Here is a 23,330-nt window from a genome sequence, read left to right on the forward strand (position 1 = left end):
AGGTAGGGGTGATCGTGTTGTGTTCCGAGCACAACCCCTAGGCCCAGCGGCCGGTGGCGAGCTGGACCGTCAACGCCAGTCGGGTGTCCGGATCGTCCAGGTTCAGGCCGGTCAGCTCGACCAGTTTGGTGATCCGGTACCGCAGGGTGTTCGCGTGGATCCGCAGCTCCCGCGCGGCCGCCTTGGGGTCGCCGGGATGCCGCAGCCACTCGTACAGGGTGTCCACGTAACACGTGCCGACCTGCTCGTCATGCGCTCTGAGTAAAGGGATCGGTCCCAGGTCCGCCGCGCCCGTCGGCACGGTGGCGACGGCGGCCCGGTGCAGGGCGACCACGGGCCACGACTCGTCGTGAACGGCGACCGGACCGTCGATCAGCCGGGCCCGCACCAGCCCGAGGGCCTCTTCCGCCTGGGCACGCGACTCGGTCAGGTCGACGACCTCCGCAGGCGCGCCGACCCCGACCAATGCCTGTGACTCCGACCACAGTGCGTCCCGCAGCGCCGGCCAGCCCGCGCGGTCCGGGACGATCGCGTACAGCACGCCATGCAGTTCCGTGACGGCCAGCCGTCGGCCCACGCCGGCCGTGATCCGCTCCCACAAAGCCAGTCGCAGACCCTCGGCGCCGAGCACGTCACCCGAGTCGACGTCGATCGCGACAACGCGGTGCGGCTCGTCCTCCAGGTCCAGCTCCGCCGCCGCCAGCCGTACGCTTCCCTTGCCCTGCAACATGGTTCGCACGAGCTCGGCGGACCGCCGGCGTTCGGCGTCCGCCAAGGCACGGCGCCGCAACAGGTGCAGGGCGACGACAGGTGCGGTGTCGGCGAACGCCGCCGCGCGCTCGTCCGCGACCGGCCCGGGGACCACCGCCCACATGGAGCCGAGCAGTTCGCCGCCCATCCGGATCGGCACGATCAGCCTGGGCAGCGTGCCGTCCTGCTGAGCGGGCACGAAGATGGTGGTCCGGCCACGGCTCAGCTCCCGGAACACGCCACGCGACCGGAACCGGGCGAGCACGTCGTCGGGCACGCGCCGGCCCATGATCGTCGAGATCCGTGCCGGGTCCGTCCGGTCCTGCCTCGCCGAGTACGCCAGGACCCGCGAGTTCGCGTCCTCGATGGTGACCGGCGCGTCCACGACGGCGGCCGCCGCGTCGGCGAGCCGGAACAGGTCGCCCAGACCCGCCGCGCCCGGCTCGGCGCCGGACTCGTCGTCGGCCGCCGCGTCCAGAACGGTCCGCAGCAACCAGACCAATTGGGCCCACGCGGCGCCGTTGTGCACCTCGACGACCGCGGTGCCGTTGGCGCGCGCCGCGCTGAGCACGCCTGGACTGGCGGCCAGCGGGGGCTTCAGCAGCACGGCGGACGCGCCCTCGGTGCGCTCGACCAACTCGGCGGCCTTGGCCGGGGTGGTCACCGCGACCCCCAGGACCAGGTCGCCTTCGGCGACGTGCGTGCGCCGGCCGCCTTCGGCGATCACCACGTCGGTCACTGGCCGGTCGCCGGGCAGGACGGTCCGCAACAGGGTCGGGCCGACCCGGTCAACCAGGCCCCGCACGGTCGTCATGGACAAAGTGTGATCGGTTTTCGGCGAACTTTCGTCCGGAACACGCGCAACCTTTTGGGGGCCTCGGTCGTCTTGTGATCAGAGGGTTTGGGAAAAAGCGGTTCGGGAAAGACCGAGTGGGGTACGACGTTGAAGGTTCACGACGGGGTGAACCAGGGGGCCCGCGAGCCCGACTGACGTCGGGTATGCGAGCGGTGGTGTGGCCGTCATCGGGGGCGGCCACACCACCGCGCCCCGGACCTTCACACTTCGTTCGGCGAGTTCCGGATGATGTCGTCCAGGGAGATCTCGTCCCGCGTCGAGCACAGCGCCCACCGGTGACCGAACGGGTCGCGCACGATGCCGTACCGCTCGCCCCAGAACATCTCGTCGACCGGCATCTCCACCGTCGCGCCGGCGAAGATCGCGCGCCTGGCCAGGTCGTCCACGTCCTCGACTTCCAGTGTCAGCATCACCGGCGAGCCACCCAGGGCCGCCGGGCTGAACGCGTTGAGCTGCGGCGTTTCCTCGCTGATCAGCAGCCGCCCGCCGCCGACCGCCAGGTCGACGAACAGCACCGTCCCGTCCGGCAGGACGTTGCGGAACACCTCGGCGGCGCCGAACGCCTTCTTGTAGAACTCCAGGGCCGCGGGCACGTCCCGGACGAACACGTGCGGCGTGAGACTGACCGCGCGACTCGGTTTCACGCCGACTTCTGCCTTGCCATCAGGCCGGCGCGCGCGGCGCATTCGACCAGGCGCGCCAGCAAGGCGGCTTCCTCGGCCGCAGCCGTCCGTCCCTGCGCGGTCAGTTCGTAGTAACGACGTCTGGCGTCATGGGGCTCTTCGCTGTCGCCCGCCACCTCGACGACCATGCCGTCCACGACGAGCCGCTGCAACGTGCGGTAGAGCGTGCCCGGACCGAGCCGGACAGTTCCGTCGGAGACTTCCTCCACGAACCGCATGATCGCGTAGCCGTGCGCGGGCCCGCCTGCCAGGGCGAGCAGCACCTGGAACCCCGCGGGGGTGAGGGGAGGATTGCGGTCCGGCATGCGGGCAGTCTACAGTCCGGACTCGTTGTATCCGATGTGGATATATCCAGGAGGGATAGTTGTGATCGGTGGGGTGCGCCAGGCCATCCTCTACGTGGAGGACCAGGGCCAGGCCAAGGAGTTCTGGACGACGAAGATGGGCTTCCCGCTCGCCCGGGACGAGGCCTACGGCGAAGGGCAGCGGTGGATCGAGATCGACTCCCCGGACGGCCACATCCGGCTCGTGCTGTCGACCCGGCTGCCGGGCTGGTCGGCCGGGGAGACACCGGAAGGCATGCCGACGTCGAACGTGATGTTCTACGCCGAGAACCTCGAGCAGACGCACCAGGAGCTCGCCGCCCGGGGCGTGAAGTTCCCGACGCCGCCGGCGAAGATGCACTTCGGCTGGTGGTCGGTGTTCGAGGACAACGAGGGCACGCGGTACGGGCTAACCCAGAAGTCCGAAGAGGACTGACGGGAACGCCACCAGGGCGACCGTCTGCATGCCCCGGGCGTTCGGGTGCATCGGCGCCGACGGCGACGTCGGGACCAGGCCCTCGACCCACTTGCGGTCGGGCGCCTGGCAGGCGTCATGGCCGGCGGAGAACGCGTACGGGTTGACGAACGCGGCGCCGTGCCGGCGCGCCTGGTCGGCCAGCATCGTGTTGAGCAGCCGTTCGACGGAGTCGAAGTACGGTCCGTCGCCTGTCGCGAACGGGACAGCGGGGAAGCAACTGCCCGTTTGCGGCAGGATCCGCAGGTACCCCACCACGACGACGTGCGCGTGCGGGGAACGCTTGCGGATGCCGTCGAGCACCGCGGCGATCTTCGGAGCGGTCGCGGCGACGCGACCGGCCAGCTCGTCCTTGCCGGTGGCCTGGTAGTGCTTCTCGCACGGGTTGCCCGTCGGGTCGGAAGCGCCCAACCTGCCGCACGTCTGCAGGATCTCGCCGAAGCCGATGTCGTTGCCGCCGATCATCAGCGTGACCACCTGCGTGTCCTTGGTCAACGCGGTCAGCTGCGGCGGGTTCACGCCGCCCGTGACCTTCTGCGGCGCGGTCATGTCCGTGGTCTTCGCGCCGCCGCAGCTGACGTCCGTGAGCTTGACCCGCAGCCAGCTCGCCAGCAGCGCCGGGTAGTTGTGGTTCGACCGCGCGCATCCGGCCGGTGTCCCGGTCTGGTCCGGGATACCGGGGCCGGACGCGTACGAGTCGCCGAGGGCGACGTAGCCGCCGCGCGATCCAGCCGCCGTGGCCGGCGTGGCCAGGGTGATCAGTCCGAGCAGGGCCACCAGAGCCACGACGATCCGCATGCCGGACAACCTAACAAGACAGCACTCGGCGGAGAACCTCGTTGAGGGATTCGCCGTCCGCCGTGTCGGTGGTGCGCCACGCGACGACGCCGTCCGGCCGGACCAGGCTCGCGCCTTGCGCGCCGACGCCGTAGACGTCCGCGTGCTCACCCAGGCTGTGCACCCCGACGTCGATCGGCGCGTGCTTCGCCGCCTCCTGCCACGCCTCGTACCCGTCCGGCCCGGTGAACAGCTGCCAGTCGCCGAAAAGGTCCACAGTGGACTGATCGGGCGCGAGCCAGGCGTGCGGCGCGTGGAAACCGGGCCGGGCCGACGGTTCGAAGGGGTTCTCGACCGGGGCGGGGTCGTCGTCGTCGATGACCACGGCGGTGGACCGGCTGCGGTAGCCCAGGACGACCTCGGGGTGGCCGACCGGCTCGGGAATGTCGTCGCCCGCCATGTGCGGGGCCAGCCGCTGGACGTAGTTGTACAGCGACTCGTTCACCACGAGCTGGGCGTACGGCTTGCGCTCGGCCTCGTACGTGTCGAGCAGCCCGTCACCGGCCTCGCCCCTGAGTACCGCCCCAAGCTTCCACGCGATGTCGTAGCCGTCGCACACGGCCGCGTTGCCGCCCATGCCACCCGTCGGCGGCGTGACCTTGCCGGCGTCGCCGACGAGGAACACCCGGCCGGCACGCCAGCGTTCGGCGACCTTCGCGGCCGTCTCCCACGGGCCGGTCCACACGATCTCCGGTTCGAGATCCGGACTGTCCAGCCCGATCCGGATGAACTCGGCGAGCCGCTCCGGCGGGTAGTCGTGCATGGACTCGCCCTGCTCCGGGTGGTACTCCAGCGCGAAGATGTGCCGGTTGGCGTAGTTGGACGTGACGTACGCGCCGGTGAACTTCGGATTCTGCAGGTAGTACAGCCAGGTCTCCCCGTCCGGCAGCAGACCGGACAGGTCCGCGTCGAATACGATGCCGATGGCATTGCCCAGGTTGCCCTTGCCGGTACGGGGAATGCCGAGACGTTCCCGGATCTGGCTGCGGTTGCCGTCGGCGGCGATCAGGTACTTGGCGCGCACTTGCTCGACGCGTCCGGTCGCGAGATCGAGCAGCTGGACGTTCACTCCGTCGGCGTCCTGCTCGAACGACGTCAGCTCGGTGCCGAACCGGACGTCGGCGCCGTGTTCCCGGGCCTTGTCCAGGAGAATCGGCTCGACCTGGTCCTGACTGGCCGACCCCCAGCCGGCCGGTGTGACCTTCTCGACGGCCGCGAGCAGTTCACTGAAGTCCTCGGCGATCGTGTGCAGGACCTTGCCGCGCACGCTCTCCGCCACTTTGATCTTGAACCCGTCGTTCGGCGGCGCGGCCGCCAGGATCCGCTCGGCGACCCCGCCGATCCGGAGGAACTCCATGGTCCGCGGGAACTGCCCGGCGGCCCGCGGGTGTGGGGACGTGCCCGCGTGTTTCTCCACGACCAGGACCTGGACGCCTTGCCGGGCCAGAAACATGGCTGCTGACGTGCCGCCGAGGCCGGCACCAACGATCACTACATCGGTCATGAAAGCATCTTAGACACTAAGAGACTCAATGTGCAAGAGTCTATTGAAACGAGGCATCTGGAGTCCAAGGTGGACTGTAGGTCGTTCCACCCAGTGGACGCGGTGTCGTCAGCCGAGGCGGCGGGCTAGCGTCCCTGAACATGGATCTGCTCGTGTCCCGGCCGTATGTGGACTGCATGCGCGTGACGAGCATGGCCTGTCGCGCTGCTGCCTGAGTTCACCCTTATCCGCGATTCCAGGAGATACCTATGTCTTCCGACGGCTGGTCCTTCGACACCAAGCAGATCCACTCCGGCGCCGCGCCCGACCCGGCCACCGGCGCGCGGGCCACCCCGATCTACCAGACCACGTCGTACGTCTTCCGCGACACGCAGCACGGCGCGGACCTGTTCAGCCTGGCCGAGGCCGGCAACATCTACACCCGCATCAACAACCCCACACAGGACGTCCTTGAACAGCGGGTGGCCGCGCTCGAAGGCGGTGTCGCCGCCGTGGCGTTCGCGTCCGGGCAGGCCGCCGAGACCGCCGCGATCCTCACCCTCGCGCACGCAGGCGACCACCTCGTGTCCAGCGCCTCGCTGTACGGCGGCACGTACAACCTCTTCCACTACACGCTGCCGAAGCTGGGCATCGAGGTCAGCTTCGTCGACGACCCGGACGACCTGGACGCCTGGCGGGCGGCCGCGCGGCCGAACACCAAGCTCTTCTTCGCCGAGTCGCTCGCGAACCCGCGCAGCCACGTGCTCGACGTGGAAGCGGTGGCGGGCGTCGCACACAAGGTCGGTGTCCCGCTCGTGGTCGACAACACCGTGCCGACGCCGTACCTGCTGCGGCCGATCGAGCACGGCGCCGACATCGTCATCCACTCCGCCACCAAGTACTTGGGCGGGCACGGCACCGCGATCGCCGGTATCGTCGTCGACGGTGGCAGGTTCGACTTCGGTGTGCACGCGGAGCGGTTCGCGGACTTCCACGAGCCCGACCCGAGCTACCACGGACTGCGCTACTGGCCGGCGCTCGGGCACGGCGCGTTCGCGGCGAAGCTGCGGGTGCAGCTGCTGCGGGACACCGGGGCGGCGATCGCGCCACTGACGAGTTTCCTTGTCATCCAAGGCATCGAGACGTTGTCGCTGCGGATCGAACGGCACGTGGCGAACGCACGGGCCCTGGCGGAGTGGCTGGAGCAGCGGGACGAGGTGTTGGCTGTGCACTATGCGGGCCTGCCGAGCAGCAGGTGGCACGAAGCCGCGCGGAAATACCTGCCGAAGGGCGCGGGCGCGGTGGTGTCGTTCGAGCTGCGGGGTGGCGTCGACGCGGGACGCGCGTTCGTGGACGGCACCGAACTGTTCTCCCAGTTGGTGAACATCGGTGACGTGCGCAGCCTGATCGTGCACCCGGCCAGCACCACGCACAGCCAGCTCAGCCCCGAGGAGCAGGCGGTCACTGGCGTCACCCCCGGGCTGGTCCGGCTTTCCGTGGGGCTGGAGGGGATCGAGGACCTCAAGGCCGACCTGGAGGCCGGTTTCCGCGCGGCGAAGGCGAACACGTGACCGCTGGCTGGCGGGAGGGGGACCCGGCCGGCCGGCGCCGGTGGGTCCACCTGCCCCGGCCGTTGACACTGGACTCAGGAACAACCCTGCCGAATGTCCGGATCGCGTACGAGATGTGGGGCCTGCCGAACCCCTCGAAGTCCAACGCCGTGCTGGTGCTGCACGCGCTGACCGGGGACAGTCACGTCGCCGGTCCGGACGTGCCCGGCCAGGCCAGCCCGGCGTGGTGGGACGGGCTGATCGGGCCGGGCAAGGCGGTGGACACCAACCAGTACTTCGTCCTCGCGCCGAACGTGCTCGGCGGCTGCCAGGGCAGCACCGGGCCGTCCAGCCCCGGGCCGGACGGAAAGCCTTGGGGCAGCCGGTTTCCCGCGTTGACCGTCCGGGACCAGGTGGCGGCCGAGGCGGCGTTCGCGGACGCGCTCGGCATCGACCGGTGGGCCGGGGTGCTGGGCGGTTCGATGGGCGGGATGCGCGCGGTCGAATGGGCGGTGACGGCCCCGGACCGGGTGGCGTCGGTGCTCCTGCTGGCCTGCCCGGCGGCCGCGTCGGCGGACCAGATCGCCTGGGCCGCGCCGCAGCTGGCGGCGATCCGGGCGGACCCGGACTTCTCGGGCGGCGACTACTACGGCACGACCGGCCCGCTCACCGGGTTGGGGATCGCCCGGCGGATCGCGCACGTCACGTACCGCAGCGAGAACGAGCTCGCCACCCGGTTCGGCCGCGCCGAGCAGGGTGACGGCCGCTGGGCCGTGGAGTCCTATTTGGACCATCAGGCGGCGAAGCTGGTGAACCGGTTCGACGCCAACTCCTACCTGGTGTTGACCGAGGCGATGAACACCCACGACGTCGGCCGGGACCGGGGCGGAGTGCGGGCCGCGCTCGGCCGGGTCACCGCAAGGACGGTCGTCGCGGGAGTCGACAGCGACCGGCTGTACCCGCTCTACCAACAGGTCCAACTGGCCGACGGGATCACCGGAGCCGGCGAGCTCAGGATCGTGCGTTCACCGTACGGCCACGACGCGTTCCTGATCGAGACCCAGCAGGTCTCCGGGCTCGTCAAGGAGCTGCTAGGAACCTAGCGCCGCGGTGATCCACAGGGCCACGGGCAGGTCGCGGGAGGTGCACTCGGCGGCCAGCTTGATGGTCCACCGCAGCGCCTGCATCATCACCATGGCCATCTCGGCCGGGCTGGCGTTGGCCATGGCGATGTCGATCTGGTCCTTCGCCGCCTCGGTGTCGCCGTGCACCTGGGCGAGCAGAGTACGGACCGCGGTCCGCACCGGCGGGTCGGCCTCGTCGATCGGGACTTCGTGGCCGTCGTCGTCGTAGACCTGCATCTTCACCGGGGCCGTGCCGCCGGAGCCCAACGCGGCCACCATCGCGCTGCACTCCTGGAACAGCACGAGCATCAGCTCGGTCGCCTCCTCGCGGCCGCGGTCACGGGCGAACGCGGTCATCTGGTCGACCGCGCCCGTGTCGTGCCCGGCATGCATCGACGCCAACGCGGCACTGGCGACGGCGATGATGCTCGGCGGCGGCGGAGAGTTCGGGTCCACTACGACATCTTCCACCAGCGGTAGGGCGGAAACGCAAGGCCGGCCACGCGGATACCCGCGCGGCCGAATGATCTACGGTGTGGAATTTGCCCTCGCAAGCTCGGGCGAGCTGTCACGCCCCGTTGCCAGACGGGGCCGGATGTTCGGACAGCTGGGTGTCCAGGTCTCCTGGTTGACCGGCGAAGTCGCCTTGGGCGAGTGTGACGCCCATCGCGTGCCACCAGGCCGCGTCCTGCGCGGTCGGCACGTCCACGACGCCGACTGTCACGCCCATCTGGCTCAGCGTGGCGATCATCGAGCCGGTCAGCTTGGTGAGCACCGAGTCCGGTCCGGGCCGGGTGGCGGTGACCGAGCCGGCCAGGATCACCGAGTCGATCTCCTGCTCCTCGACGATCGCGAACTCGGTCTGGCTGCCGGTGAACTCGTGCAGGCCGACCACGACCCCGTTGTCCCGCAGTGCCTGCAGGTTGGACTGGGCTTCACCGCGGTCGGCCACGACCGCCCGCGCGTCCAGCGAGATCTCGATCTGCTCGGCGGGCAGTCCGCGCCGGGCGACCACCCGGTTCACCACCGCGGCCAGGTTACCGTCGGACGACTGCAGCGGCGTCAACCGCAGCAACAGCCGGACGTTCGCGGGCGGCCGCTTGGCCAGCGCGGCGCACGCCCGGTCGAACGCCCAGGGCCCGATCGTCAGCGACATACCCGTGCTCTCCGCCATGTCCCGGCATTCGTAGTGCCGGATCAGGCGGCCTTCCTCCGCGTGCTGCCAGCGGAGCATCACCTCGAGCGCGACGGTCCTGTTGTCCGCCAGGCCGACTATCGGCCGGTACTCGACGTCCAGTTCGCCGCACTCCCACGCGCCGGGCATGCCGGACGTGATCGCGAACCGGGCCCGGTCGTCGGCGTCGTCGTGGACGTTGTGGATCTCCCACTGGCGTTTGCCGACGGCCTTGGCGCGGCGCATCGCGGAGTTGGCCGCCCGCAACAGGTCCAACCGGCCGAACACGCGCCCGGTGTGCTCGACGACACCGATGCTCGCGCAGACCGCGACGCCGGATTCGCCGATGAACGTCGGTTCGGCGAGCCAGTTGTTGATCTCGTTGATCAGCTCCTGGTAGTTCGGGGTGTGCTCGCTGTTCTCGATCAGGATCGCGAACTCGTCGCCGCCGACCCGGCCGACCACCGCGTTGTGGTCCGCCACGATCGCCCGCAGCTGGTTGGCCACCACCTGCAGCATCCGGTCGCCGACCAGGTGGCCGAGCCCGTTGTTGATCACCGAGAACGAATCGATCCCGATGTGCAGCAACGTGATCGACGTGTCCGGACCGGCGCCCTCGAGTACCGCGTCCAGTTTGGACTGGAAGTGCTGCCGGTTCGCCACCCCGGTGAGCATGTCCCGCACCGACTGCTGGCCCAGCTGGTTCTGCAGCGCCTGCAGCTCGCTGAGGTTCTCCACCATGGTGATGTGGTAGAGCGGCACACCCCGGTCATCGCGCAGCAACGAGATCACCAGATAGACCCAGGCGTACGTGCCGTCCTGGCGGAGCATCCGCCGGCGTTCCCGGATCCGGGGCGTGATGCCCTCGGTGACCTCGCGGTACGAGATCACCACGTCGTCGACGTCCGCAGCCGGGAACAGCTCGCTGACGTTGCGGTCCGCCAGGTCGCCCGGCTCGCACTCCAGGATGTGCGCGAGCGCCGGGTTGGTCTGCACGAACCGGCCGGACATGTCGGTCAGCGCGATGCCGATCGCCGAGCCGAGGAAGACCTCCTCGAACCGGTCGTTCGCCACCCGCTCCCGGCGTTCGGCCTCCCGCTTGGCCTTCAGCAGCGCCTGCTTGATGTGCTCCTGCTGCTCCAGCGTGCGCAGCCGCATCCCGGACGCGTACCCGGTGGCCAGCCCGGACAGCAGGCCGACGACCCGCTCGGCGAACCCGGGCTTGTCCCGGCGGTCGGAGTCCAGCAGCAGCGCGGCGGCCAGGATCTCCACCGTGCACTGGAGGCTCTCCGGACCGGTGAAGTCGTTGTTCACCAGGGCCCGGCCGACGTCGACCGCGGGCGACGGGTCGAACATGTCCGCGTTGAGCGCGTCGGCGAGGACGGTCACCTGCGCGAGCAGGAACTCGGTCATCTCGTCGATCGTCATCGGCACGTAGGCGGTCCGGCCGACCACATGGGCCCAGGCCTTGGCCACCTCAAGCCGCCGGCGGGCGCGCTCGGGATCCAGCGGCGTCTGGTCGTTCACCGACGCGCCACCGTGCTTCGGGGGCTCGGCCTCACACCACACCTCTTGCTGGTCGGGACATTTCTGGATTCGCGTGTTCTCCGACGAGATATCGGATCGGTCCGGACCGGCGGTTACCGCCGTCCGGGCATTCGATCTCGGCGGCCGGGAACTCTGTGTAGGCGAGTACTGGGGTCGCACCGCACGGCTTCCGGACACCTCTCTCGTGTGTTCTGGTGATGGTCAGGCTACTCAGCGGAGTAGCCCGCCGGTAGACGGGCGCACCCTCCCGGCCCATTCAGGCGAGTGTGCACCGACAAATGGTTGCCCACAGTAGTGTGGACTGCTCCAAAAGAGTGATGACCGAGGAGTGATTTCGACTCTATCGATCCGGAAATATCCGTTCCGCAGTCGTCACGGAGAGTTTGGTCCCGACACCCGCCCACATGCCGTCGCCACTCTGGGCCGCCCGCGTCGGCGGCGGGCTGTCCGGCCGCCACTTCGACGGCGCCACCAGTCCCGGCTCGACCAGCTCGAAGTCGCCGAACAACCGAAGGATCTCGGCCTTGGTCCGGACGCTCATCCGGTCCCCGCCGGCCACCGCGGCGGTCTCGAAGATCGTGTGCGTGTTGACGTCCTCGAAGTCGTCGGTGCCGTGGCTGATCCCCAGCATGCTGCCGGACGCGAGCGCCGCACGGTACTCGTCGAACACGGACACCACCCGGTTGTCCGGGATGTACTGGCCCACCGTGAGCGCGAGCAGGCCGATCGGCTGGTGGTAGTCGAGCAGCCGCACCGCGTTCGGATGCCCCAGAACCTGGTCGGGCCGGGCGATGTCGGCGTCGACCATGTCCGCCAGCGGGTCGTCCTCCAGCAGCAGCCGGCTGTGCGCGACCGCCACCTCCTCGCGGTCGACGTACACCACCCGGCACGCCGCGTCGACCTTCTGGGCGATCTCGTGCACGTTGCCCACAGTCGGGATGCCCGAGCCCAGATCGAGGAACTGCCGGACCCCCGACTTGACCATGAACAGCACGACGCGGCGCATGAACGCGCGGTTGTTCCAGGCCAGTTCCCGGATGTTCGGCTGGATCTCCAGCATCTGGTAGAACACCGCCCGGTCACAGGCGAGGTTGTGCCCGCCGCCCAGGGCGTAGTCGTAGATCCGGGCGATACTCGGCCGTCCAGGGTCGATGTCGTCCGGTATCCAGCGCCGGTCGCCGGCCATGGTGCCTTCTCGTCGAGACGTACGGGATCTCGCAGCCTACCCGAGCGAACCCCGGGTGAGGGCCGACATCGCCATCCGGCGGAGTAAGGCACCCATTTGGGTGCGGTCGAGCTGCCGGCTGTGCGGGGTCGAGTTGATCAGCCCGAACACCGCCATGGCCGCGGCGCGGGCGGACGGCTCGCCGATGCCCGTCACCACGTCCTGGATCGTCTCGACCCACACCTCCACGTACCGGCGTTGCAGGGTGCGCACCCGGCGCCGGTCCGGGTCGGCGAGATTGCCGAGGTTGCGCTCCTGGACGGTGATCAACGCCGGGTTGTCGAGCGCGAAGTCGACGTGGAACCGGACCAGCTCGGCCAGCCGGACCGAACTGTCCGGGTACTTCTCCGCCCGGCTCAGCCCGCCCTCCAGCAGCACCTCGCTGATGGCCGTGAGCATCTCGCCGAGCATCGCGTCCTTGCTCCGGAAGTGCCGGTAGAGGGCCGGGCCGGAGATGCCGACCGCGGCGCCGATGTCGTCGATGCCGACGCCGTGGAAGCCGTGCCGGGCGAACAGCTCCGCCGCGGCGGCCAGGATCTGCTCACGCCGGGACCCTGGGGTGCCGGCCGGTACGGGGTGTGACGACACGTCACAATGCTAGCCCGGCGAAGTTAGCGAGCGCTAACAGTGACGCGGTACCGGCGGACGGGTTAACAATTCACCAGGTGCTTCCACAATCGACAAAGCCTGACGATGATGAAAGTCCCAATCCTGCTTGGGTAACTCGCGGAGGGCTCAATGAAGCGACCGTTCCGTACCTTGTTATGCCTCGCGGCCACTGCCGTGGGCCTCGTCGCGGTATCCGCTCCGGCCAACGCCGCCGGGGCGAACTATGTGGCGCTGGGCGATTCGTACTCGTCCGGTGTGGGCACCGGCGGCCCCTACAGCGGGGGCAGCTGTGACCGCAGTGCCAGCGCCTATCCACAGTTGTGGGCGAACAGCCACAGTCCTTCCTCGTTCACCTTCGCCGCCTGCTCCGGGGCGCGCACCGGGGACGTGCTGTCCGGCCAGGTCGGCTCGCTCAACGCCGGCACCACCCTGGTCACGATCTCCATAGGCGGCAACGACGCCGGCTTCGTGGACGTGATCACCACCTGCACCCTCAACGACGACCAGACCTGTATCAACCGGGTCAACCAGGGCAAGGCGTTCGTGAACAACGAGCTGCCGGCCAAGCTGGACAGTGTCTACGCGGCCATCAAGCAGCGCTCGCCAAGCGCGCGCGTCATCGTCCTGGGCTACCCGCACTTCTACAAGGTCCCCGGCAACTGCATCCTGGGGTTGTCGGACACCAAGCGGTCGGCCATCAACAGCGGCGCCGACGCGCTGGCCTCGGTGACCTCGGCGCGAGCGGCCGCGGCCGGGTTCACCTTCGTGGACATCCGGACCATCTGGACGAACCACGAGATCTGCTCGAGCGACCGGTGGCTCAACAGCCTCACCTGGCCGGTCGGCGAGTCGTACCACCCGACCAAGGACGGCCAGGCCAAGGGCTACCTGGTCGCCCTCAACCGGGTGACCGGCTGAGCGTTCTCCCGCCGAAGGCCCGGGTCGCCTGACCCGGGCCTTTCGTCTTCGGTTAGTCATCGCTAACATGGACGGAGGAGTTAACGATGACTAACTGTGGAGCAAGGGAGCAGATGGACGCGCCCGTGCTGGCCAGCCAGGCCGATCCCGCCGACCCGGCCTACCAGCGATACGTCAAGGAACACGCCACGCTCGCCGACGAGTTGCGCGCGCGGCTGGCCCAAGCGCGGCTCGGTGGCTCGGCGAAAGCCAGGGAACGGCATGTCTCCCGGGGCAAGCTGCTGCCCCGCGACCGGGTGGACTCGCTGCTCGACCCCGGTTCGCCGTTCCTCGAACTGTCCCCGTTGGCCGCGAACGGCATGTACTCCGACGAGGCGCCCGCGGCCGGGATCATCACCGGTGTCGGCCGGGTCGCCGGCCGGGAGTGCGTGGTCGTCGCGAACGACGCCACGGTCAAGGGCGGCACGTACTACCCGGTCACGGTCAAGAAACACCTGCGCGCGCAGGAAGTCGCCCTGCACAACAACCTGCCGTGCGTCTACCTGGTCGACTCCGGCGGCGCGTTCCTGCCAAGGCAGGACGAGGTGTTCCCGGACCGCGACCACTTCGGCCGGATCTTCTTCAACCAGGCCACCATGTCCGCGCGCGGCATCCCGCAGATCGCCGCGGTGCTCGGCTCGTGCACCGCGGGCGGCGCGTACGTGCCGGCGATGAGCGACGAGGCCGTGATCGTCCGCAACCAGGGCACGATCTTCCTCGGCGGCCCGCCGCTGGTGAAGGCCGCCACCGGCGAGGTGGTGACGGCCGAGGAACTGGGCGGCGGGGACGTGCACGCACGGATCTCCGGGGTGACCGACCACCTGGCCGAGGACGACGCGCACGCGTTGCGGATCGTCCGGTCGCTGGTGTCGACGCTGCCCCCGCGTGTTCCCAGTCCGTGGGACGTGCACTCGGTCGAAGAGCCGGTCGTCGACCCCGCCCAGCTGACCGGCGTGGTGCCGACCGACGCACGGACTCCGTACGACGTACGCGAAGTGATCGCGCGGATCGTGGACGGGTCCCGGTTCCGTGAGTTCAAACGGGAGTACGGCACCACTCTGGTGACCGGGTTCGCCGCGATCCACGGCCATCCGGTCGGGATCGTCGCCAACAACGGCGTCCTCTTCGGAGAGTCCGCCCTGAAGGGTGCCCACTTTATCCAGTTGTGCGATAAACGTCGGATTCCCTTGGTGTTCCTGCAGAACATCACCGGCTTCATGGTCGGCCGGGACTACGAGGCCGGCGGGATCGCCAAGCACGGCGCCAAGATGGTCACCGCGGTCGCGTGCGCCCGCGTGCCCAAGTTCACGGTCGTCGTCGGCGGTTCGTTCGGCGCGGGCAATTACTCGATGTGCGGCCGGGCGTACTCGCCGCGGTTCCTGTGGATGTGGCCGAACGCCCGGATCTCGGTGATGGGTGGCGAACAGGCCGCGTCGGTGCTCGCGACCGTCCGCCGGGACCAACTGGGCGACGCCTGGCCTGCGGCTGAAGAGGAAGCGTTCAAGGAGCCGATCCGCCAGCAGTACGAGGACCAAGGCAACCCGTACTACTCGACCGCTCGCCTGTGGGACGACGGCGTGATCGAGCCAGGCGACACCAGGACCGTGCTCGCCCTGGCGTTGTCGGCGGCCGCGAACGCGGAGCTCGAATCGGTCTCCTACGGCGTTTTCCGGATGTGACCATGTTCCAGTCTGTTCTGATAGCCAACCGGGGCGAGATCGCGGTCCGGATCATCCGGACGCTGCGGCGGCTGGGTGTCCGGTCGGTCGCGGTGTACAGCGACGCGGACGCCTCCGCCCGGCACGTCCTGGAAGCCGATCTCGCCGTCCACATCGGACTGTCCGCGGCCCGGGAGAGCTACCTGTCGATCCCGCGGATCATCGCGGCCGCGCAGCGGACGGGCGCTCAGGCGATCCACCCCGGATACGGGTTCCTCGCCGAGAACGCGGCGTTCGCGCGGGCCTGCGCCGATGCCGGGCTCGTGTTCGTAGGGCCACCTGCGTCGGCGATCGAGGCCATGGGCGACAAGATCCGGGCGAAGCAGACCGTGGCCGCCGCCGGCGTCCCGGTCGTGCGTGGCCGGACCGAGTCCGGGATGTCCGACGCGGACCTGGTCGACGCCGCCGCCGAGATCGGGTTCCCGGTGCTGCTGAAGCCGTCCGCGGGCGGTGGTGGCAAAGGGATGCGGCTGGTCACGTCGGCCGACGAGCTGGCTGCGGCGATCGAGTCCGCGCGGCGTGAGGCACGCGGTTCGTTCGGCGACGACACCCTGCTGGTCGAGCAGTTCGTGCAGCGGCCAAGGCACATCGAGATCCAGGTGCTGGCCGACGGTTTCGGGAACGTGATCCACCTCGGCGAACGGGAGTGCAGCCTGCAGCGGCGGCACCAGAAGATCATCGAGGAGGCCCCGTCGCCGTTGTTGGACGCGGCTATGCGTGAACGGATGGGCGCCGCGGCGGTCGACGCCGCGCGGGCGGTCGGGTACGTCGGCGCCGGGACCGTGGAGTGCATCGTGTCGGCGGACCGGCCGGACGAGTTCTTCTTCATGGAGATGAACACCCGGCTGCAGGTCGAGCACCCGGTGACCGAGCTGGTGACCGGCCTGGACCTGGTCGAATGGCAGCTTCGGGTGGCCGCCGGCGAACGATTGACGCTGGCCGACGTCCGGCTCGACGGACACGCGGTGGAGGCCCGGGTGTACGCCGAGGACCCGGCCCGCGACTTCCTACCCACCGGCGGGACCGTGCTGGCGTTGCGGGAACCGGCCGACGCGCGGGTCGACTCCGGGCTGCGGGTCGGCGGAGCGGTCGGCTCGGACTACGACCCGATGCTGGCCAAGGTCGTCGCCTGGGCGCCGACCCGAGCGGAGGCGCTGACCCGGCTTTCGGCGGCGCTGGGGGAGACCGTCGTCCTCGGTGTCGGCACGAACATCGCGTACCTGCGGGATCTGCTGGCCGATCCGGACGTGGTGGCCGGCCGGTTGGACACGCAGTTGGTCGAGCGCCGGGGCAGGTTCACGCAGGCCGTGCCGGACGAGGTGTTCGTGGCGGCGGCTCTCGACGAGTTGCTGTCGTCGCGGCCGACGGGCCCGGTCGTCTCCCGATGGGACGTGCCTGACGGGTGGCGGTTGGGTGGCTCGGCCGGGTTCTCGGTCCGGCTCGACTGCGCCGACCGGCACGTGCTGGTCCGGGTGGTGGAGGGCGCCGTTTCGGTCGACGGGTCCGACTTCACGCCGGCGTCGGTGACGGTCGACGGTTCCGTGCTGCGGTTGACGTACGCCGGTCAGACCAGGGCCTACCAACGCGCCAAGGACGGCTCGGTGCTGTGGCTGGCCGCCGACGGATCCTCTTGGGCCGTGGCCGAGCATTCGCTGCTGGAGGAAAGCGGCGTGGCGGGTTCGCGTGGCGGTCCGGTGACGAGCCCGATGCCCGGCACCGTCCTGGTCGTGAAGGCCGCGGTCGGTGACGTGGTCGCGGCTGGGACGCCGTTGCTCGTCGTCGAGGCGATGAAGATGGAGCACACGATCACCGCACCGGTGGACGGCGTGCTCACCGAGTTGACCGTGCAGGCCGGCCAACAGGTCGCGCTGAATCAACCTCTCGCGCTGGTGACCCCGGCCGTCCAGGAGGACACATGATCGACGTCAGGCTCTCCGAGGACCAGGAGACGCTGCGCAAGACGGTCGCGGAGTTCGCTCGCGACGAGATCGCGCCGGTGATCGGCGAGTACTACGAGAAAGGCGAGTTCCCGTACGAGATCGTCGCCCAGATGGGCCGGATGGGCCTGTTCGGCCTGCCGTTCCCGGAGGAGTGCGGCGGGATGGGCGGCGACTACTTCGCCCTGTGCCTGGCGTTGGAGGAGTTGGCGCGGGTCGACTCGTCGGTGGCCATCACCCTGGAGGCCGGTGTCTCCCTCGGCGCCATGCCCGTTTTCCGGTACGGCACCGCGGCGCAGCGCGCCGAATGGCTGCCCGCCCTCGTGTCCGGGGAGGCCCTTGGCGCGTTCGGCCTGACTGAGCCTGGCGGCGGTTCGGACGCGGGCGCCACCCGGACGACCGCGCGCCGGGACGGTGACAACTGGGTGATCAACGGCACCAAGGCCTTCATCACCAACTCCGGCACGGACATCACGCGTCTGGTCACCGTCACCGCGGTGACCGGTGAGCTGGACGGGCGCAAGCAGATCTCGGCGATCATCGTGCCCGCCGGCACTCCGGGCTTCACCGTGTCGAAGAAGTACTCCAAGGTCGGCTGGAGCGCGTCGGACACCCGTGAACTGTCCTTTTCGGACTGTGTGGTGCCGGCCTCGAACCTGCTCGGTGAGGAAGGCCGCGGCTACGCCCAGTTTCTGTCCACATTGGACGAAGGCAGGGTGGCCATCTCGGCGGTCTCGGTCGGCCTGGCGCAGGGCTGCGTGGACGAGTGCGTGAAGTACGTGCGCGAGCGGGAGGCGTTCGGGCACAAGATCGGTGAGTACCAGTCCATCCAGTTCAAGATCGCCGACATGGAGGCCCGGACCCACGTGGCCCGGTTGGCCTACTACGAAGCGGCCTCGCGCATGCTGCGCAACGAGCCCTTCAAGCGCCAGGCCGCGATCGCCAAGCTGGTCGCCTCGTCGGCGGCCATGGACAACGCCAGGGACGCGACCCAGATCTTCGGCGGCTACGGCTTCATGAACGAGTTCCCGGTCGGCCGCTTCTACCGCGACGCGAAGATCCTGGAGATCGGCGAGGGAACGAGCGAGGTGCAGCGCATGCTCATCGCCCGCGATCTCGGCCTGCAACGCCCCTGGCAGTGAGATCCAGGTGTCGTCGCAGCAACAGCGAGGTCGTCTCGGCGGCCTCGCCGGGAATGTCGTGCCCGACGCCCGCCAGGTACTGCAGATCGTACTGCGCGGCCACCCATGTGCACGTCGCCATGACCCCTGAGGAAGCGATGAACGGGTCCTTGGTGCCGGCGATGAAACTCGTCGGCACGGTCACCCGTTGGTCGTATCCCATGAAGTCGTTGGCGAGGTACCAGTTGAGCGCCGGGGCGGGCGCTGTCGGCCGCTGATCCAGCATCGCCTTGGCCATCCGTTGCTGCGCGGGGTCCGTTCGCAGGGCTCCGGCGAACGCGCCGAGATGCGGAAAGGACAGTGCCGTCAGCGAACGAACCCGGCGGGCATAGCGCGCGGCCGCGATCCACGCGACCGCCGCGCCCAGGTCGTGGCCCACGAGGTCGAACCGGTGCCAGCCCATGGCGTCCGCCATCGCGACCGCGTCGTCCACCGCGTAGTCCAGCCAGTAGTCCTCGACGGCCGTGGGCCGGACATCCGGCGAATAGCCGCGCTGGTCGGGCGCCACGGCCCGGTAACCCGCCGCCGCCAACCGGTCCAGCTGGTGGTCCCACTGCCTGCCGGACTGCGGAAAACCGTGCAGCAGCAGTACTTTGGGGCCACCCTCCGGGCCGGCGGCGACGGCGTCGAACGTCCCCGCCGCGGTGGGAATCCGCAGCGGGGTGATGCGCGGTGATGCTCGGGTCAGGGATCGCGTCATGGGGCCAGCCTGCCCCCTTGCCACGCTGGAGACCATGAAGGTTCCCGCCCGAGTCAGGGTGGGGAAAACCCTACTCCGGCAAGCTGACCTTGCCGTTGGAGTTCATCGCCTGCATCAACGTCTTCGCCAGGCCGAGGCCGGTGCCGCCGAGCGACAACGCCTTGGCGAACAGGTCCTCGATGCCTTCGGCGCCGTTGAGGACGACCATGTGGTCGATGTTGCCGAACGACTTGGCCGCGGCTTCGACGATCTCCGGCCACTTCTCGGCCAGTTCCTGGGCGATCACGGCGTCCTGGTTCTCGGCCAGCGCCGCCGCCCGGGCCTTGATGCCGTCCGCCTCGGCCATCGCCTTGGCGCGGGCCGTTTCCGCCTCGGCCAAACCCTTGGCCTGCACGGCCTCCGCCTCGGCGATACCGCCGATCCGGGTGGACTTGGCGTTCGCCTCGGCGCGCGCCAACTGGGCGTCCCGTTCGGCCTCGGCGAGGATGCGGACCTCGTATGCCTTGGCGTCAGCGGGTTTGCGGACCTGGGACTGCAGCCGCTGCTCGGCCAGGTCGGCCTCCAGCTGTGCGGTCTTGGTCGCTTCGACGACGACCTCCTGGCGCGCGGTCGCGTCCGCCAGCGGCCCGGCCTGGCTGGCCCGCGAGCTGGCTTCGTCGATCTCGGCCTGGAACCCGGCCTGCTTGATCCGGGACTCGCGCCAGGCGGCCGCCTTCTCGATCTCCGCGGCCTGCTCGGCCTGGGTGGCCTCCCGGTCGTGCTGCGCCTGGGCGATCCTGGCCGCCGCCGCGACCGCCGCCGCGTGCGGCTTGCCGAGGTTCGAGATGTACCCGGTGGTGTCGTCGATCTCGTGCACCTGCAACGAATCCACCATCAGGCCGAGCCGGATCATCTCCGACTCCGACGACCGCGACACCTCGGTGATCAGCCGCTCCCGGTCCCGGATCAGCTCCTCGACCGTCAGCGCGCCGATGATGGACCGCATGTGACCTGCGAAAACACTGTGGATCCGGGTGTCCATGTTGTCCTGCTGGTCCAGGAACCGGCGGGCCGCCTTCGCGATCGACGCGTAGTCGTCGCCGACCTTGTAGATGACCACACCCTGCACGGACACCGGAATGCCCTGTTTGGTGACGCAGTGCACGGAGATCTCCGACACCCTGGTGTCCAGCGAGAGCCGCCTGGCCACCTGGAAACCGGGCAGGACCAGGACTCCCTTACCGGTTACGATCTTGAAGCCGGTGGTGTTCGGCTCAAGGTGGTGCTTGGCCTTGGCGCCGAGGCCGGACACGATCAGGGCCTCGTTGGGCTCGGCGACCCGCCAGAACGCTCGCAGCAACCCCAGCAGGATGAGAAAGACGACCACCGCTCCAACGGCCAACCATAAGTCCTCAGGCATGCTCCGTGCCCCCTTCGACGCGTGCGGATACAACACGCCGACCAGACTTCCCGGCTCACCTGTGGGTGAGGCTAGACCTACCCGAGACCCGTCGTAAAGATGGATTTTTACGCTGTGACGTGAGGTACTCCGGATGTCCGAAAATCACGCTGCCGTCACGCCGACGGCCGAATAACATCGGTTGTCATGGGCAACCAACACGAGCGAGCCGTCGCCGCGCTGCGGGACCAGTACGCGGCGTTGCCGCCGGGCGCTCCTGTCCGGTTGGCCAAGAACACGTCCAACCTGTTCCGGTTCCGCGACCCGGCGGCCCGGACCCTGGACGTGCGCGGGTTCGCGGGCGTGTTGAGCGTGGACGCCGAGGCCCGCACGGCCGACGTGGGCGGCATGACCACGTACGAGGACCTGGTCGACGCCACCCTGCCGCACGGGCTGATGCCGTTGGTCGTCCCGCAGCTCAAGACCATCACGCTGGGCGGCGCGGTGGCCGGGTTGGGCATCGAGTCGACGTCCTTCCGCAACGGCCTGCCGCACGAGTCCGTGCTGGAGATGGAGATCCTCACCGGCGACGGCCGGATCGTGCACACCAAACGCGGCGACGACCTGTACCGGGGCTTCCCGAACTCGTACGGCACGCTCGGCTACGCGTTGCGCCTCAAGATCGAACTGCAGCCCGTACAGCCGTATGTCGAGCTGACGCACGTGCGGTTCGACGACCCCGCGGTGATCGCCGACCACAGTGACGTCGACTTCCTGGACGGCACGGTCTTCAGCCCGCACGAGCAGTACCTGACCTTGGGTCGATTTGTCGACAAAGCGACACGGCGGCCGAGTGACTACACCGGCACCGAGATCTTCTACAAGTCCATTCGCGACCGGAGGGCCGACGTCCTCACGGTCCGCGACTACATCTGGCGCTGGGACACCGACTGGTTCTGGTGCTCCAAGGCGTTCGGCGTACAGAACCCGGTCGTCCGGCGGCTGTGGCCCAAGCAGTACCTCCGTTCGGACGTCTACCGCAAGGTGGTCGCGTGGGACCGCCGGTACAAGGTGACCGACCGGATCCGGCGGGTCCGTGGCGCGCCCGACCGCGAACCGGTGATCCAGGACGTGGAGATCCCGCTGGCCCGGCTGGCCGAGTTCCTCGAGTTCTTCCACCGCGAGATCGGCATCAGCCCGGTCTGGCTGTGCCCGGTCAAGCTGCGCGACAGCGAGACCTGGCCGCTGTACCCGATGGACCCGGACACGCTGTACGTGAACGCCGGCTTCTGGGCCACGGTCCCGCTGCGGCCGGGCCAACGGCAGGGCGCGCACAACCGGCTGATCGAGCAGGTCGTCACCGACCTCGGCGGCCACAAGTCGTTGTACTCGGAATCCTTCTACGCGCGTGAGGATTTCTGGCGTCTGTACAACGGGGAGCGTTACCGCGCCCTCAAGCGCGAATTCGATCCGGACGGTCGGCTGCCCGACCTCTACGACAAGTGCGTGCGAGGAAGTTGATGCGAATCGCGGACACCATCCACCAGATGACCGGCGACGTGCCGGTCGAGTTCGTCGCCTACGACGGCAGCCGGGCCGGTGCCCCGGACGCGGATGTGCAGGTGGACATCCGCTCGCCGCTCGCGCTGTCGCACATCGCCGCGTCGCCGAACACCCTCGGCCTGGTTCGCGCCTACGTGACCGGTGCCCTCGAGATCGTCGGCGACATGTACACGGCGCTGGCGGCCCTGCCCGCGCTCAAGCTCAGCGCGATACCCACCGACGCACGGGTGAAACTCGTCGCCAAGCTGGCCGGTGCCCGGCTCTGGTGGCCGACCCGGCCGCCCAGGGAGGAACGGCGGCTGCGCGGCGGCCGGCACTCGATGAGGCGGGACGCGCAGGCGATCTCGCACCACTACGACGTGTCGAACACGTTCTACGAATGGGTGCTCGGCCCGTCCATGGCCTACACGTGTGCCGTCTACCCGAACGAGAACGCGACGCTGGAGGAGGCCCAGTACGAGAAGTTCGACCTGGTCGCCCGAAAGCTCGCGTTGGAGCCGGGCATGCGGCTGCTCGACGTCGGCTGCGGCTGGGGCAGCATGGTCATCCACGCCGCCAAGCACTACGGCGTGCGGGCCCTCGGCGTGACCCTGTCGGCCAACCAGGCCGAATGGGCGCAGAAGCGGATCGCCCAGGAAGGGCTGAGCGACGTCGCCGAAGTGCGGCACCTGGACTACCGCGCGGTCCAGGAGACGGACTTCGACGCGATCAGCTCCATCGGCCTCACCGAGCACATCGGCGACGCCAACCTGGCGAGCTACTTCCAGCTGCTGTACAGCAAGCTGCGGATCGGCGGCCGACTGCTGAACCACTGCATCACGCGGCCGAACAACCTGGAGGAAGCCAGGACCCAGAGCTTCATCAACCGGTACGTGTTCCCGGACGGCGAACTGCTCGGCCCCGGCCGCATCATCTCCCAGATGCACGACACCGGTTTCGAAGTCCGGCACGAGGAGAACCTGCGTGAGCACTACGCGCGGACCCTGGCCGGCTGGTGCCGGAACCTGGACTCGCACTGGGAGGAGGCGGTCGCCGAAGTCGGCCCGCACACCGCGCGCGTCTGGCGGTTGTACATGGCCGGCTCACGGCTTGGCTTCGACCGCAACATGATCCAGCTGCACCAGGTGCTCGGCGTGAAGCTCGACGCCCAGGGCCGCTCGTTCATGGACCTGCGGCCGACCTGGTAGCCCAGCGCTGGGTGGGGCCGCGCCCCACCCAGCGTCGGTCACCAGCGGAACGTTTCCCAGGGGCCGTGGGTT

Annotated in this window: 20 protein-coding genes; 9 read left to right on the forward strand and 11 right to left on the reverse strand. The window is 69.2% G+C overall.

All coding sequences use genetic code 11. The features are described from left to right. Positions 1-37: 37 nt before the first annotated feature. The 3 genes from EV192_RS07655 to EV192_RS07665 form a co-directional block, all read right to left on the reverse strand. Entirely contained in the window at positions 38-1,564 is a 1,527-nt protein-coding gene (locus EV192_RS07655; RefSeq protein WP_132112388.1) for a PucR family transcriptional regulator, read from the reverse strand. A gap of 242 nt (positions 1,565-1,806) precedes the next feature. Next, positions 1,807-2,250 carry a VOC family protein gene (locus tag EV192_RS07660; protein WP_243726680.1) on the reverse strand — a complete coding sequence of 148 codons (444 nt, stop codon included), beginning with the start codon at positions 2,248-2,250 and terminating at the stop codon, positions 1,807-1,809. Next, positions 2,247-2,594: a PadR family transcriptional regulator gene (locus EV192_RS07665; RefSeq protein ID WP_132112392.1), complete on the reverse strand. Its 348-nt coding sequence runs from the start codon at positions 2,592-2,594 to the stop codon at positions 2,247-2,249. Before EV192_RS07665 ends, EV192_RS07660 begins: the two co-directional genes overlap by 4 nt. A gap of 61 nt (positions 2,595-2,655) precedes the next feature. Between EV192_RS07665 and EV192_RS07670 the strand changes: the two genes are divergently transcribed. Continuing rightward, entirely contained in the window at positions 2,656-3,048 is a 393-nt protein-coding gene (locus EV192_RS07670) for a VOC family protein (RefSeq protein ID WP_165960236.1), read from the forward strand. Here EV192_RS07670 and EV192_RS07675 read toward each other — a convergent pair. After that, on the reverse strand, positions 3,022-3,885 hold the full coding sequence (locus tag EV192_RS07675) for an SGNH/GDSL hydrolase family protein (RefSeq protein ID WP_132112396.1): 864 nt from the start codon (positions 3,883-3,885) through the stop codon (positions 3,022-3,024). The genes EV192_RS07670 and EV192_RS07675 overlap by 27 nt on opposite strands. Before the next feature lie 10 nt (positions 3,886-3,895). Further along, entirely contained in the window at positions 3,896-5,428 is a 1,533-nt protein-coding gene (gene rdmE / locus EV192_RS07680; RefSeq protein WP_132112398.1) for an aklavinone 12-hydroxylase RdmE, read from the reverse strand. Positions 5,429-5,676: 248 nt separating this feature from the next. On the opposite strand from rdmE, the gene EV192_RS07685 reads away from it, so the two are divergent. Both EV192_RS07685 and metX read left to right on the forward strand, forming a co-directional pair. After that, entirely contained in the window at positions 5,677-6,978 is a 1,302-nt protein-coding gene (locus tag EV192_RS07685; protein WP_132112400.1) for a bifunctional o-acetylhomoserine/o-acetylserine sulfhydrylase, read from the forward strand. Next, positions 6,975-8,060, forward strand: coding sequence for a homoserine O-acetyltransferase MetX (gene metX / locus EV192_RS07690; protein WP_132112402.1), 1,086 nt, complete (start codon positions 6,975-6,977; stop codon positions 8,058-8,060). The genes EV192_RS07685 and metX overlap by 4 nt, the downstream gene beginning before the upstream one ends. On the opposite strand, the gene EV192_RS07695 is transcribed toward metX, so the two are convergent. The 4 genes from EV192_RS07695 to EV192_RS07710 all read right to left on the reverse strand — a co-directional run bounded on the left by EV192_RS07695 (position 8,049) and on the right by EV192_RS07710 (position 12,616). Beyond that, positions 8,049-8,474: a hypothetical protein gene (locus tag EV192_RS07695; RefSeq protein WP_243726723.1), complete on the reverse strand. Its 426-nt coding sequence runs from the start codon at positions 8,472-8,474 to the stop codon at positions 8,049-8,051. The two genes, metX and EV192_RS07695, sit on opposite strands and share 12 nt — an antisense overlap. A gap of 175 nt (positions 8,475-8,649) precedes the next feature. Beyond that, positions 8,650-10,782, reverse strand: coding sequence for an EAL domain-containing protein (locus tag EV192_RS07700; protein WP_132112406.1), 2,133 nt, complete (start codon positions 10,780-10,782; stop codon positions 8,650-8,652). 361 nt (positions 10,783-11,143) lie between these two features. Further along, positions 11,144-11,989, reverse strand: a complete 846-nt coding sequence (locus EV192_RS07705) for an SAM-dependent methyltransferase (protein ID WP_132112408.1) — start codon at positions 11,987-11,989, stop codon at positions 11,144-11,146. 36 nt (positions 11,990-12,025) lie between these two features. Then, a complete protein-coding gene (locus tag EV192_RS07710) occupies positions 12,026-12,616 on the reverse strand; it encodes an SACE_7040 family transcriptional regulator (RefSeq protein WP_132112410.1) in 591 nt (196 codons plus the stop codon). Between the two features lie 150 nt (positions 12,617-12,766). On the opposite strand from EV192_RS07710, the gene EV192_RS07715 reads away from it, so the two are divergent. The 4 genes from EV192_RS07715 to EV192_RS07730 all read left to right on the forward strand — a co-directional run bounded on the left by EV192_RS07715 (position 12,767) and on the right by EV192_RS07730 (position 18,391). Continuing rightward, positions 12,767-13,555 (forward strand): SGNH/GDSL hydrolase family protein, encoded by a 789-nt coding sequence (locus EV192_RS07715; RefSeq protein ID WP_132112412.1) that lies wholly within the window; start codon positions 12,767-12,769, stop codon positions 13,553-13,555. Between the two features lie 113 nt (positions 13,556-13,668). Further along, positions 13,669-15,273 carry a carboxyl transferase domain-containing protein gene (locus EV192_RS07720; protein WP_132113145.1) on the forward strand — a complete coding sequence of 535 codons (1,605 nt, stop codon included), beginning with the start codon at positions 13,669-13,671 and terminating at the stop codon, positions 15,271-15,273. Between the two features lie 2 nt (positions 15,274-15,275). Then, positions 15,276-17,231, forward strand: a complete 1,956-nt coding sequence (locus tag EV192_RS07725; RefSeq protein ID WP_132112414.1) for an ATP-binding protein — start codon at positions 15,276-15,278, stop codon at positions 17,229-17,231. Beyond that, entirely contained in the window at positions 17,228-18,391 is a 1,164-nt protein-coding gene (locus tag EV192_RS07730) for an acyl-CoA dehydrogenase family protein (RefSeq protein ID WP_132112416.1), read from the forward strand. The genes EV192_RS07725 and EV192_RS07730 overlap by 4 nt, the downstream gene beginning before the upstream one ends. Here EV192_RS07730 and EV192_RS07735 read toward each other — a convergent pair. After that, positions 18,351-19,130 carry an alpha/beta fold hydrolase gene (locus EV192_RS07735; protein ID WP_132112418.1) on the reverse strand — a complete coding sequence of 260 codons (780 nt, stop codon included), beginning with the start codon at positions 19,128-19,130 and terminating at the stop codon, positions 18,351-18,353. The genes EV192_RS07730 and EV192_RS07735 overlap by 41 nt on opposite strands. A gap of 70 nt (positions 19,131-19,200) precedes the next feature. Further along, the gene (locus tag EV192_RS07740; protein WP_132112420.1) at positions 19,201-20,529 is read right to left on the reverse strand and encodes a flotillin family protein; all 1,329 of its coding nucleotides are present in this window, start codon (positions 20,527-20,529) and stop codon (positions 19,201-19,203) included. 186 nt (positions 20,530-20,715) lie between these two features. Between EV192_RS07740 and EV192_RS07745 the strand changes: the two genes are divergently transcribed. Both EV192_RS07745 and EV192_RS07750 read left to right on the forward strand, forming a co-directional pair. Next, positions 20,716-22,029, forward strand: a complete 1,314-nt coding sequence (locus EV192_RS07745; RefSeq protein ID WP_132112422.1) for an FAD-binding oxidoreductase — start codon at positions 20,716-20,718, stop codon at positions 22,027-22,029. Then, positions 22,029-23,258, forward strand: a complete 1,230-nt coding sequence (locus EV192_RS07750; protein WP_132112424.1) for a class I SAM-dependent methyltransferase — start codon at positions 22,029-22,031, stop codon at positions 23,256-23,258. Before EV192_RS07745 ends, EV192_RS07750 begins: the two co-directional genes overlap by 1 nt. Positions 23,259-23,330 lie beyond the last annotated feature (72 nt).

It is taken from the genome of Actinocrispum wychmicini (assembly GCF_004345645.1).
GTDB classification, from domain to species: domain Bacteria; phylum Actinomycetota; class Actinomycetes; order Mycobacteriales; family Pseudonocardiaceae; genus Kibdelosporangium; species Kibdelosporangium wychmicini.